Genomic DNA, 13,769 nt, shown 5'->3' with positions numbered 1-13,769 from the left:
GGGGAAGGACTGGGAAGCTTGCGGAGAGGAAAAGGTAGGCCGCCAAGTCTGGCGCTTCGCAGCCTACTGCTTAGAAAGCGAGTTCGTGAGCCCGCCTATGTGCCCTTTAGGAGAGGTACCTACGTTATACGCAGGAGCGCACCGCGGGCTATGACTAGGCACTTTCGCGCGTCCAGGTTGGACGGAGCGTGCCGGCTGAATAGTCTCAACCAGTCTGGTGCCTCTGGTTATGTGAACTAAGCTTTCAGGTTCTTCAACAGCTCAGGAAATGCCCGTGATCCTAACGAAAGCCGCAGTAGGGCCGTACCGCTCGATCAACACATCACAAAGCGTCGCCATCGACCCTGATGTGACCGTCCTCGTTGGCATGAACGAGGCAGGAAAAACAGTTTTCTTGAAGGCGCTACACAAATCCAATGATGCATTGGATGAGGAGGCGTTCAATCCAACTGATGACTACCCACGTAGGCACCTCACCGCCTATCTGCGTAAGCACGAGGATGAACCTGAAAAAGTTGTAGAGTTGACTTTCAAGCCGAGCAAATCTGAGCTTGCAGCCATTAATTCGGCTTTCCACACTTCACTTGGTGAAGACTTCACCTTCACCATTAGTCATGACTATGCCAATAACCGCTCAATAGGCTTGAGCGTTGATGAGACTTCGGTAATGGCGGGCTTGGCCAAAACCGCTGGACTTTCAACCGATGCGATCAAAGCGATTTCCAGTTCAGCGTCTATCCGTGCCGCCCACACCAGCCTCAGTCAGATCAATCTGACGGAGGTAGATTCTCAATTCGCTGAAGGATTAAAGAAGCGAATCGATGGCTCCCCTTGGAAAAGCTCCCCGGTCATTGCTTACGATGTATGGCGACAGTTGTCACCACTGGTACCCAAATTTTTGTACTTCAGTGAATACGACCTGCTCCCAGGGAAGATCAACCTGGCTGATTTAAAAAGCCGAATTGCAACAGTTAAAGCCGATCCGACGAAAAAAGCATTGATTGAACCGAAGCATCTGTCGATCCTTGCTTTACTGAGGATTGCAGGAGTCGAGCTGGACGACTTTGACGGGAAGACGACTTACGAGGAGATGCGGGCCAAGGTCGAGGGGGTCTCTATCAACCTTACCGATAAGGTGCTTGAGTTTTGGAAGCAAAACGAAGACTTGGAGGTTGAGGTAGATATCAGGCCCGATAGCACTGACGTTACCCCCTTCGACAACGGGCCTAACCTTTACCTCAGGATAAAAAATCGGCGCCACCGTGGCGTGACAACGCCATTCGACCAGCGTAGCAGAGGCTTCATCTGGTTCTTCAGTTTTCTGGTCTGGTTTGACAGTGTGCAGGCTCAACTGACTTCATCGGGCGTCAAGGCTTCGGGTGATCTTATTCTGCTTCTGGATGAGCCAGGTTTAGCGCTACACGCCCTAGCTCAAGAGGACTTCCTAAATTACATCGACAACCTCTCAGCAAGCCACCAGGTGATTTACACGACCCATTCGCCCTTCATGGTGAGATCGTCCCGGCTTAACCAGGTTCGAATCGTTGAAGATAAGCAGGACGTAGGAACCACAGTGTCCGAGAACCTGTCAGGTTCTGACCCTCGCACTATTTTCCCCCTCCAAGCAGCGCTTGGTTGGAACGTCGCACAAAATCTGTTCATCAGCAAAAGCAACCTACTGGTCGAGGGCGTTTCTGAGCTTGCCTACCTGCAGGCAATGTCTGCGATGCTCGATGCATCTGGTGAATCAGGGCTTGATCAGCACACCACGATTGTGCCGGTTGGTGGCCTCAACAACGTCGCGACTTTCACCTCGCTGCTGGGAGCGAATGGGTTGTCTGTAGCACTGCTATTGGATTACAACGGGCGGCAGGATCAAAAGCTTGAAAGCCTTATCCATCAGAAGCTGGTGCAAAAAAAGGCCGTATTCAATGCTTCGCAATTTCGTGATCTGGATGCTTTGGGTCAGGATACGATCCCCAGCGACATAGAAGATCTCTTCACGATCAAGACCTATCTTGCCTGCTTCAACAAAGCCTTCGCGAAGCAGCTGGCGGGTGTGATCATCGAAGAGAAAGAGCTGCCTGCAGGCGACCGGATTGTGCAGCGCATAGAACAGCTCCTGAAGGATCGAAAAATCGAACTCAGACCTAGCGGGGGCTTCAACCACTACACCGTTGCGGCGATGTTCACTAGTACTCCCGCCACAAAAGTGGATGCGGCGACGAAGTCTCGCTTCGCCGCATTGTTCAAGGCAATCAATAACTATCTCAGCTAGAAGAGCTTTACGGCTGGTGGACGGTGCTTGTCGGCCAGCCTCGTTCTATTCACGAGACTGGTCGCTTAATCACTACTGTTGGCGCTTCTGTCGTTACGAGGAGGGTCAGGCGGACTCTGTAGACCGGGGGGGTTGTTACCAACTGAGCTAGGTCGCTCAGCATTCAACAACGAGCTCACGACTTCAGCCTCGGCTTTGGTTTTGAAAACTCCGAGCTTGCTGGCTGAATCACCTTCTACGAGATCTGCCACTCGATATTGCTCGGCGCCCTCATCCAGTGATTTGGTTTCAATGACTCTGAATCTGACGCGTATGGCTGCTTTTCTGCATGAAATTTCTGTCCTGCAAGTACCGTCAAAACAAGACAAATTTAAGAAATGGACGGATTTCAGATGCGACAACTTATGACAGTGAGCGCCGTCAGCTATAGCTGTGCTGGAAAGTAATTTGTTGATAGCAGTAAATCGCTTCTTCGGGCACCTGGGCCCGGCTCAGCGCTCAGGCGGGCGTTTCCTTGATGATGGAAGCCACATTTCTCGCGTCGTCTATCCAACGATGATAGGCACCCATCCAAACCAAGCCCAGCGACTCAACTGTTTGCTTAAGTGATTTGGGTCGATCGTCATATAAGCCTGCATGCCATTTCCTTGCATTGAAATGTGGCAAGCCTTCGAGTAGGGAAGGGGACGTGACAACCCCTGCGTTTCGCTCAAGCTGCTGTGCATCACATTCACCCTAAGATGACGGTGGTCTTGGAAAGCGTAGATTTAATAAGACTCTAGATTTTCAATGTTTTGCTTCGAAACTGTTGATGGGGCAGCCTAAATCGTTTTTCTCTGAGTGAGAAGGGTGTGTGCATTCTTAGGACTGATAGTGACCAAGCGACGGATAGCCGTGCTATGGAGTTGAGGTTCGGGTTGTGAGAAGAGTACTTTATTGCTTGCGGGTTGCTACTTCATGCTCATGACCCTCTTCAGGAAGACGTGTAGTATTCTTTTCGGATCGTAGATAATTACCTTACCTTGGAACTGGTGATTGGTAACCAACTCCGATTAGGGTGCCCCTCAGTAATGCTTGAATGAAATAAATCCCACCGGCATAAATGCGCAGTGGGGTTTATTTGTTAAAGCTTCACTACTTTGCACTCACCTCGAGCTATGCGCTCTGAGAATTTTTTATGTTTTCCTGTTAATTGTTTTCCATTTAGGAATTCAACAGTGACAATAGTGTTTCTGCCAATTTTTTCTTGCTGTTCCGGTTGTTGCAGGTCGGAAAAATATCGAAATTGCTTTTCCAGTATCAGGCCGAAATTGCTAGGCATTACTGGGAAGTGTAAAGTTCTAAGGTTTGACAGCTCGTTGATGTAAGTCATCAGCTTGTCGGAAAGGTTGATATCCACACCGAAGGCTGCGTTTGCTCTAAAGTTGAGAAAAATAAATAGTATGGCAAACGCTTTTACTGATTCGTGTGCGCTGCCTAGGGCTTGCTCATAACTATCAAACTTTAATTGGGCTAGTTTAAGCAGGTTGTGATGTTTTTCGACTAGTTCATGGTCTAGACAGAAGTGCGCCAAAATCCAAATAATTCTAAAGTCATGATCTTCAAAGTTGTATGATTCTATTGAGAGAACTCTTCTCGAATATATTTCTAGGCAAGTCTGTAACTGATTTTCATTTGGTGAAAGCAATGCAAATATGAGCATTACCCTCAACTCAAAAGGCGTAACATAATCGCTAAATCTGAATGCAGTTGCAGCTATCGTAGAGATGAGGTTGTAATTTTGCTTGTTGGCTTCCAGTGCTATGGCGCGATGCAATATGTTCCAAACCAAAGCCCCGTGAGCATTGTCGGCAGATTGTAGGTAGGAGCATAGATCGTGACTCTCATCTAATAGGTTGTGATTAATAAGATTAATTATTAACTCGGCACAACGTTCAGATGTGAACTGGATTGTATCCATTGGAACGGTTTCGGCTAGGCGAAGCCTGTTTTCTATGAGCGTCTGTGAAAATTTTTTATATTGTTCTCGCTGAGCCGCCCCATCCTGCGTTAACTGGATTTTTCGCATTTCGAGCAGTAATGATGCGGTCTTCTCGCCGAGATTAATAGCAGCATTAATATGTTCTTTTGCTGCCTCTAGCTCCCCTTTCTCATAATATAATTCAAATAGCTTGAAGTGCGCGCTCAAGAGGATCTTTTGCGCTAATTGTGGTTGCAGGTCAGTAGTGATTACAGAGGAGCTGCTGACCAAGTGCTGAAGTAGCTTTTCTGCCCGGACGTAATTTGCTGAATTGTAGTTGTAGTCATCTGCTTCTGAGCTTTGGAGAGTAAGCGCGGTGGCAAGATTGACGTGTGTTTCGTAATAATGCAATCCATTTTCTTCTCCAGGGCTTGTATCCAGTAACTTGTCAAATTCTCCGATTGCGGCCGAGTAGTTGCGAGAAAGAAGTAGGCTGGCTCCATAGTTATGGATTTTTCGATGCTTTAGCTCTATCGCTGAATTTTCTGGCAAAGTGCATTCTTCAAATATCTTGATGGCGTGTGCGTACTCTCCTGCCTGCATATAACTTGTGGCTAGCTCGATACTTAGGAAGCTTCGGATTTCTACAGAAATAGGTTGGTCGAGGGCCTCCTTGTAGAACTCGATAGCTGCTGTATAATTTCCTTCTTTAGACGCTAGGGAGGCGCGCTCAAAGGATGTAGCCGAATCATGCTCTATCTCTGAAATCCATTTCTCAGAAAGGGCGTTCGCCATGATTAGGTTTTTGAAGCTCACTGAGCCATCATCTGATTTCGGTGTGCATATTCCTGATAGGTAGAGTCTGTCCTTCATCTTGTCAGATATGCTAGAGCTTCTTCCATAGTGTATGGACATTATGGAGTTTCGAATGTCACGATCTTTTGCCACGCGTGCTCGGATGTGGTCGAATGGTGGTAGATCATAGTTGAGCATGTACAGATCATTTACAACTTGATCTACGTCGGTAGTATTCAGTAATTTTAAGGATGTTAGTCGGCCTTCCAGCGCAGAGCACACATCCCAAGTCACCCTAGGATAGCCGGATGTCCAGTAGTAGACTCTCTCTATGACGGTTTGATCGAGTAATAGGCCAGACGCCTCGATAAAGCTCTTACATTCAACTAAGCTGAAATCGTTAAGGTATATTTTTTCACCTATGTTGAATGGGGAAACTGATTTATTTTTGATAAGCTCTGCTGGATCGGCTACTCCTGATAGCACATAAGTTAATCGTTTCAGTTGGGGGGAATTGGTTCGCCCCGAAAAATAAATACTGCGTATCAAGGAAAATACGTTATCTGAATAATCTACCTTCGAAAGGGCATCAATTTCATCCAAGCAGATGATGAGATTTCCAGCGATAGAATCGATGACTGTTTTAAGCTCGAACTCATGCTCTCTGTGAGCTTGGAGAGTCACTGTCTTTTTTCGAGAATCGGCTATTTTGACAGCGATATCGACAGCGGCTTCACCACTACTGTCAATGCAAGTGTCGATCAAATTTCGAAAAAAATCACGCTGATCACCGAAGGTATTTGATACATCTAAGTATACGAAGCAGTGAGGGGTGTCAGCAAACTCTCTCTTAGCATTAAGAAGTAGGTTTGTTTTTCCCATTTGTCGCGAGACTAAGACGTAACCTGGGCGCCCCATGTCTTGAATAATCTGTCTTAACTGCCTGTCGGCATCACGTTTTACATATAATTCAGGTGGAACAATTGCGTAGGGTTTGATTTTTTTTTGATAAATGCTTTCCATTACCCTGCGCTCCTTGATGTTTCAATTAATTTAGACTCTGGCCAGTCGGGCTGGGAAAGCTTTAGTTTTAAGAAGTTCTTAAGGCTGCGAGGCGATATTGTATCGCCATTCAGAATAGATATCGGCAGTTCATCGAATTCTACGGGCAGCAATGGTACTATCAAGTTCGCAAGATCTCTTATTTCCTGCTCGCTCCATGCGTCGCAACCAATAAGGTAGAAGTAGCCACCAAATTTTTCGGGGTGGCGGACGGAAGTAAGAGATGGACATGATAGTGATGAAACTAAGATCCTGAAAAAGTTACCGTTGGTTCTAGATTTTATATGCAGTAAAATGTCTTCGATCAATGAGACCAACGCATTCTCGATTCCATTTGCGGAGCCGCCGGACGGGACTTCGTCTATGTATATTACAAAGTTAGATTCTTCTTTGTTTACTTCATCTAAAAGTATTTGTATCAGCCCTTGGAAGGATGCAGTAGGTATGCAGGAGATTCCGTGCTGTCGAATATATAGCGTCTCAAACAGCTCTGTGATGAATTGAGATCGCGCATCTTTTTCAGTGCAATGGGAGAAACATGCCTCAATAATTCTAGCCCGTCTATTAGACATCAGTCTTTTGATTATGGAGGTCTTTCCGCATCCAGAAGGGCCATGTAACCAAAAACTAGCCACATCGAAATTTGATGATAGGTTCCTGTCAACCTTTCTGACTAGGTAGTAAGGTTCACTTTCATCGCTGTAAATATCGAATAAGATGCCGCGCGTTAGAAGCGTACTGTCGGAACTGTTTTTACTTATAATGGAAGGGGCTATGCCAAATTTTTTTCTAAAATCACTATGAAAATCTACTAGAAAAGTGTGTGACTCGTGAAATAGCGAATCCGGCTTTACGATGCTGCTATGATTTGTTTGTGGAATGATTCTAGATTTTGAAAAGTAGCGATCTGCTGACTGCCTTAATACGATTGGGGCAAAGCCAGGGATTTTCGAGAGTAGTTTAAACCTGGGAAGCCACTTTATCTGAAGCAAACCATGGTGTTCGATGGCTTCTCTACCGAGAAAGTCGGCATGCTTGAGTTCTAAAAAATCCTTGAAGCGACCGTCGAGATCGGTTAGTAAATCACTGCCTGGGCGGAGTTCGTGAGCAATTTTATTTTTGTACAAGCTAGAGATGAATGAGTACTTGTCTGCATAATCCGATCCCCAAGAAGGTGAGGCTATGAGTGCCAAACCTATTTTTTTGTCGTGAAATACTTCTCGATTATTTTCTAATAAATACCGTGTCACTATTCCGCCGAGGCTATGGCAAACGAAAATAATGTATTTATATGAAATTGGAGGTGGAGTGCCCTCCTCGTCAGTTCGATCTATAGCTCGAAACAATTGAGATGCGCACTCGCGTACTCCGTACTCTTCAGAGTTTGCATCAGTGAAATATCCCCCTAGAAAAATGGATATTTTTCCAAACCTTCCATCTCCGGCTACGAGTGTAGGCCACGAAGTGGTGGCTTCTTTATTTGACCAGCAGGCTGCGCTGTTTGAAAAGAAACCATGAACGAACACCATAACTGTGTCCGCGTCCGTTTTTCGTAACCACTGATTATTTTCAAGCAAGAAAGGCGCATCCGTTCTGTTGACTGGCTTTGTGCTACCACGAGTATACCCTACCAACCGCTGCGGATAGGAGGTGGATGCCAAAGATATCCCAGGCTGTCGCTTAGCATGCTGAGAAAGTAGTCAGGCAGAGAATCGATTCATCGGGCATTTGTGCCAAGCTCACGCCGCCGACCAAGCATCCCCCCTTACCGATGACGCTACATTTTTCGCATCTCCTATCCCGCGATGACAGGTGCCGTTCGAAACTAATCCTATCGTCTCACCGTTTGCTAGAGTTCTTTCGGTCGATTGTCATACAAGCCTGCACTTCCTGACATTGAAATGGGGCAAGCCTTCTAGTAGGGAAGGGTAAGGCAGCCAACCAACCCTGCGACTCTCAAGCTGCCTAGCATAGTAGTTTCCCCACGAAGCCCAGGCTGCGTTTGGATATCGCGTAACAAACGTCCGTAGTTGCTGGCCTACCTCCTGATAGGTCTGTGTACTGCCTACGTCGGCTTGTTGGGTGGAGGTCAGCTTTTTGCACAAAGGAGTCAGGGTAGGAGTGATTTGAAGCCGAACGAAGCGTTGGAACTCTTCGGCGATCTCAAGAGATTCCAAATCGATTACCACCAGGCCAATCTCAACCGTTTCCATCTAGTCGGGGACGTTCTAGGTTATTCCGATTTTCCAATCTCATTACAGGTTGCCTCAGGGGTAACGCCATAGAGGTAGCGGTAGGGCGCGAGGAGGTTATGGATTGCTTGGATGTGAAGAAACTTTGCTTCGATGCTCATGGCATGGGAGACCTTGCTTGGAGCTTGTTGATATTAACCACCCCATCTATGTCGATTGAATCACTCACTGTCCACGGCGAATTACCTAGAGCACGGGTCACGACATACCCACAACCATTAAGGATATGATTATCGATCTCGTACCTGCGCCACTCGATCATCGCTTGGGCATCAACTCGGAGTGGCTTGTGCTCGATGAGCCAAGCTACCGCATTGAGAAATTGCCCGTGCGAAAAGACTAGGATGTCTTGCGCCGGGTGAGTGGCGAGGTGATCTAGGAACGATCGTGCGCGACCAACAAACTTCAGAAACGACTCAGCCCCTTCTCCATCAATGTAGGACGGATCTGCGTTCGCCCAATACTGGTCGACCCATGCTTTCCGTTGCCCTACGGTGGTGTTAACACACCTGGTCGGATCAAGGTAGGTAAATTCCTCGATTGGCCATGTTTCGTGTGGTGCTTCAGGGAATACGGAGATGGTCGCATCTGCAGTCGCTTGAGCCCGAGAGAAAGGGGAGGCTACGATTAACTCAGGTGCACGGCCGACGGATTGCGCCACTCGTTTAGCTTGTTCGATACCCTTTTCGGTGAGCGGGATATTTGCGTGATCAGGGGTGGCCGCACCGGCATTGGCCGCACTTTCTCCATGACGCACTAGCCTGACATTCTTCATTTACTTACCTGTCGTTTCGTCGGCCCACTACACCAGTAGCGTTGCTAGGGGCATGGCTGGAATCAGGGGAGAGGTGATGAGTGGGCAGTAGACTTCTGAAAGCTCGACCCAGTGAGCTCCATTATCGCTCGCATCCAGAGCGAGTTGCTTATTAATGGTCGGTGTACGACATCATGGTGTCCTCCGTAGTAGAGAGGCGCGTCGCAATCGCTGGGCCGTACGTGTAGGCGTCGTCCCTTCGGGCCTTGTGCCCGCCTATGACTGGTACCCGAACAGCCTGCTAGAAAAAGACATTAACCAATTGCGAGCCGTCGCAGGTTATGGATTCAGCAGTATTCTCCATCATTTCGCAGCCAAGGACTTTTGGTGGGGGCAAACTGCATTATGCAACCCAAGCCTCTTCGGGGATCGACCACTGAGATCGAACTCATCCAACTGAGGGTAGTAAGTACTTGTCTAACGTCTAGGCTTAACGATCGGTGAGCGTCCACTGCCCCTTGGGTCATGACGGAGCGGTTTACGCATTCAACTGAGCATTTGCTTTACGATTGAAGCAACGTTTCTCGAGTCCTCTATTTCTCTGGCAATGTGTATGGAGGAGACTCGGCACGTTCTGCGGTGCCCTAAGGCGATCCAGAGTGATCGTCAGATAGTGCCGCTCCTGAAACTCCACACGTATAGAAGCTCTACAACTGCTCTAACAAGAGCGATCGTGGTGTTTGAAAAGCGCATCGCGTAAATCTCGATTATCAATGGTGATTCGGCCAAAAATCTCTCCAATCGTGGTCTAACGGTTGGCTCTATTAATCACCGTTGCATGTATGATACGCGCCAACTTTAATCGAATGCCTCGGAGAAGAACGCGTTGCTAAAATGGATCTACGCATCTTTTGCTTCAAACAAGAAATATGACACGCCAGGTGAATTGGTGATGTCGATTCGACGCTGGCGAATTTTATCTGCGGTGTCGTTGTCAGTGCCAGCGTTGATGCTGTTACCTTTTTATTTCGCATGGATTGCTCCTTACTTCGAGGATTCAGAGCTTACCAATTCCGCAGTGCTCGAGGCGATTAATACCAAAAGGTATCAGGAGGAAACCGAAGAAACTTTTCAGCTGCTCAGTCTCTATAACCAAGGAAAAATAGAACTAGATGCGCTGCATGGTCTTCAGGGAGTACAACCGATTAGGGGCGTGACCGTCGTGTACAATTTGAAACTAGCTCCACGTAATGAACCCAGGGAGGGAGGGGGGCAGAAGTATAAAATTGAAGGGCAATACAAAGTCTCGCTTTCCATCGGGTATCTAATCTTGTTTTTGAGCGCCGAGATGGTGTTAATCGGAACAGTGATTACCTCTGTTTCGCTAGGGTCGTCAAAAGCTCAGCGCCGTTTCGAGGAGCAGATTTTACAAACTCATTTCTCTCTTGAGTCGCCTGTACTGCCCACACCTGTGGAGTCCGCAGAAGAGCTCGTTGGTCGCATGCTGAAGCGATTCCATAATTTCGCGATAGATCTTGAAACCCACCCGCGTAAAGGCCAAAAGGGCATTCAGGTCAATAATGAATACGACGTGCAGTTTTTAGTCAATGCGCTAATGGGGCTGCATTTCGATAACGTAAAGTCTGAAGAGCCAACGCCAAGCATTGCGGCTAGCAGCTCTCGCTTAGACTTTCTGCTGCCTGAATACGGAATTGTTATTGAAACTAAATACACATACCAAGGAAGGCCATTGAAGAAGTTGAACGATGAGATGATTAACGATATTGCGCGATATCGAATTCATCCCGAGTGCCGGTTGATCATTTTTTTCGTCTATGACCGCTGCAGGCTGATAAGAAGCCCCGCAACAATCCAAATGGATCTTTCGAAAATTTCAGGTGATCTTCCAGTGCGCCTGATCGTTTCACCAAGTCATTTGTAGAGTTGAGATTATAGCGGGCGCTGCTTTGGGCTTTTCTAACAGTTAACTTGTTCTTAGACGATAAACTATATCAAGGCTGTTGAATGCTCATAGTGGTGTATAAAAATGGAGAAACTCAGGCCGGCGTGACTCACCAAGAGCTTGGGTTGTTCTCCTCTGACTCCTTTATGACTGATCACAGTGATGCCGTGCTGGTAACTCTTCCTAAAGAAATCGACATTCCGGTTCGATTTAATCTTCGATTTTCCCCGAGGACGGATTCGGAAGAGAGCTCATGGTATGTCGCTATCGTTTACGAAGACGAGGTGCCATTCCAGACCAATGATCCTCCGGTGCGCCATCATCCCAGAAGCCGCTGCGAGTGATCTGTTCCAAACCCGCCGTTTTCAAAATGTCATCGTGGCCGAAAGATCTCACCCAGGATCTCTCGGTCAGAATGCTTTCTTCGGGCTCGCCTGTAGCTGCAGATCAGGCAGTAGACGATAAAGTTGGTGTGTACTCGTCAGCATCGCGCATAGACGTAGTTAAACATCGGGTGTCGGAGAAAGCTCACGAGCCGGGCGCTTGCATGGATACTGCTGGCACTTAAAATCAACATCGCTATCAAGCCATCAGCAGCGAATTGCTCAAGAAGAATCAGGGCGTAGCGCTCCTACTGCGTTCACGAACTGCTCTTGTGCACGTAGCTTCTGCCTATCTATCGATCCGTGCCACTGATGGCATGAGCTCGGTGTGACCTGATGATTATGTTGAGGCTAGACAGCGCGGCATTACCCGATTCCAGCAGAAAAATAATCCCGCCTAGATATCAAAAGGGCTAGGGGGATGTCATATGGATTGTTAATTTTATGTGCAATGCACTAGCTCCAAACGGTCGGGGTTCGTCATGTGAGCTATCTTGTGTCAGTCAGCCAAATTTTAACGTAAGTGGATGGCGAAGCCTCGACATTACTATGGCCATGCGGCAACAGCCCCGTTGCATTTTCTCCGGGAGTAGATGAATGATCAAAGGATTGGATAAGCTCCAGCGCGATTTGACTGAGGCATCGAAGGCGCTAAAGGAACTCGATGGAACCATCGGGTCAGTAGAATACGACCCGAACGACCCTCTGAGCATCGAACAAGCTATCGCAAAGATTTATCGAGATGTTGATTCTCGAGTAGGTTCATACGCCTCAAATCCAATCGTGAAGCCTCTCATCGAGCAATTCAAAGAGACCGCGAGGCAGCACATCATTGATAAGGCGGCCGCGGCTCGCTTGAGCGGTGGCGAATAATGACTTCCAGTGACATCTTCAAGAAGATCACAAACGCCGTCCTTGATCTCCAAGGCTCCCAACATCAGACTTATGAGCTGCCACTGAGGACATTAGCAAAAGCACTGAGCGATCCGTCATTAGCAACCGTTAACGACCAGTTGACTGCTCGTGTTGACCTTGATGAATTCCTCGCTGCTAGCGGCAAGTTGTACCGTGGCAACCCGCTACCTTGGCCTGACAACGAGGAAGAGAGGTTAGGGCTGATCATCCTGCTAGCGCTGAAGATGGGCGAAGACCCTCGGTTTGCCTTGAATTTCGGCATGCATAACTTCAGCAACGGTAGCAACAAAATCATCGCAGGCATTCATGGGTTCACCGCGCAGATCCTGGCCCCATTCGTTCGGGACTACAAATCGTACGTTCAATCCCAGCCAAAGAGCCTACGTCCGATGCCTTCCCCAGCCTCATCCAACAAAGTGTTCATCGTTCACGGTCACGACGAGGCAGCACTTCAGAGTTTGGCTAGGTTCATCGAGAGGCTCGGCCTAAAGGCGATCGTGCTCAGGGAGATGCCTGACCGAGGCCAGACCATCATTGAAAAATTTGAAACCGAATCAGATGCAGCCTTTGCAGTGGTCTTGCTCACACCTGATGACGTTGGTGGTTCCGCACAAGCTGCTTCAACAAACGCCCGTGCACGCCAGAATGTAATCTTCGAGCTTGGCTATTTCAGAGGAAAGCTAGGCCGTGGGAAGGTTATGCTCTTGAAGAAGGGCAACCCTGAAATCCCTTCGGACTTGTTTGGTGTTCTCTATACAGAAATGGATATTAATGAGGCGTGGCACTACAGGCTCATAAAAGAGATGAAGGCAGCAGGCCTCACACCTGATACCAGCTCAGTTCTTTAAGTCATGCTGCAAGGCAGACTGTCGCGTCCCGCCTTGCTTTGCTCACTCAAATCAGCTCGCAGTGAAGAAATGGACGCCCCTGACTGAATCACTCACTGACCCCAACGAATCGCTGAAAGCTCGGGGCACTATATAACCACAACCATTAGGGACGTGATTATCGATCTCATACAGCTCACTCGTTCAATTGGATGTCCCAAGTGCCTCCACCTCTAGAGCCATTTTCAAACTCGTTCCATGTGCCATCCAGCAAATTTCCTTCGGATCGACTGAGATAGGCTTCTCCGACAAAACCTTCGATCTGGGGAAAGTAATGTAGGTGGTATTGCTCACCCTCTAGCTCACCCCGATACGTTGAGGGACGGCCCTTTCGCAGGTATTCGACCACTATTTCTTTATCACGAATGATCACCACGCAAGGCTCCTTTTCAAACCCTGCGAGGCCATCGTAGTAAGTCGTCATCACTGAATTTGCATAACGCATTCTGCGGAATTCCTCTGTTTTTCTAATCATCCAGGACAGTAGCCAGGCTGAGAACTCAACACGTTGTTGGTGTCG

Annotated in this window: 8 protein-coding genes; 4 read left to right on the top strand and 4 right to left on the bottom strand. The window is 47.8% G+C overall.

The annotated features are described in order from the left end of the window. Window positions 1-274: 274 nt before the first annotated feature. Window positions 275-2,278 (top strand): AAA family ATPase, encoded by a 2,004-nt coding sequence (locus tag JFT81_RS08375; RefSeq protein ID WP_201226907.1) that lies wholly within the window; start codon window positions 275-277, stop codon window positions 2,276-2,278. 1,123 nt (window positions 2,279-3,401) lie between these two features. On the opposite strand, the gene JFT81_RS08370 is transcribed toward JFT81_RS08375, so the two are convergent. From JFT81_RS08370 to JFT81_RS08360, 3 genes are all read right to left on the bottom strand, one after another. Further along, complete coding sequence (locus JFT81_RS08370) at window positions 3,402-6,056, bottom strand: tetratricopeptide repeat protein (protein ID WP_201226906.1); 2,655 nt, start codon at window positions 6,054-6,056, stop codon at window positions 3,402-3,404. Further along, on the bottom strand, window positions 6,056-7,672 hold the full coding sequence (locus tag JFT81_RS08365) for an AAA family ATPase (RefSeq protein WP_277952767.1): 1,617 nt from the start codon (window positions 7,670-7,672) through the stop codon (window positions 6,056-6,058). Before JFT81_RS08365 ends, JFT81_RS08370 begins: the two co-directional genes overlap by 1 nt. A 772-nt stretch (window positions 7,673-8,444) precedes the next feature. Further along, entirely contained in the window at window positions 8,445-9,122 is a 678-nt protein-coding gene (locus tag JFT81_RS08360; RefSeq protein WP_201226904.1) for a histidine phosphatase family protein, read from the bottom strand. 865 nt (window positions 9,123-9,987) lie between these two features. Here JFT81_RS08360 and JFT81_RS08355 point away from each other — a divergent pair. The 3 genes from JFT81_RS08355 (at window position 9,988) to JFT81_RS08340 (ending at window position 13,210) form a co-directional block, all read left to right on the top strand. Next, on the top strand, window positions 9,988-11,043 hold the full coding sequence (locus JFT81_RS08355; RefSeq protein ID WP_201226903.1) for a hypothetical protein: 1,056 nt from the start codon (window positions 9,988-9,990) through the stop codon (window positions 11,041-11,043). Window positions 11,044-12,044: 1,001 nt separating this feature from the next. Further along, entirely contained in the window at window positions 12,045-12,320 is a 276-nt protein-coding gene (locus JFT81_RS08345; protein ID WP_201226901.1) for a hypothetical protein, read from the top strand. Continuing rightward, window positions 12,320-13,210, top strand: coding sequence for a nucleotide-binding protein (locus tag JFT81_RS08340; protein ID WP_201226900.1), 891 nt, complete (start codon window positions 12,320-12,322; stop codon window positions 13,208-13,210). The genes JFT81_RS08345 and JFT81_RS08340 overlap by 1 nt, the downstream gene beginning before the upstream one ends. Window positions 13,211-13,385: 175 nt before the next feature. On the opposite strand, the gene JFT81_RS08335 is transcribed toward JFT81_RS08340, so the two are convergent. Beyond that, complete coding sequence (locus tag JFT81_RS08335; RefSeq protein ID WP_201226899.1) at window positions 13,386-13,694, bottom strand: hypothetical protein; 309 nt, start codon at window positions 13,692-13,694, stop codon at window positions 13,386-13,388. Window positions 13,695-13,769 lie beyond the last annotated feature (75 nt).

The organism is Pseudomonas sp. TH43, from assembly GCF_016650635.1.
In the GTDB taxonomy this organism is placed as follows: Bacteria; Pseudomonadota; Gammaproteobacteria; order Pseudomonadales; family Pseudomonadaceae; genus Aquipseudomonas.
Note: the sequence above shows the minus strand (reverse complement) of the source record. Positions and strands in the feature narration are given on the sequence as shown.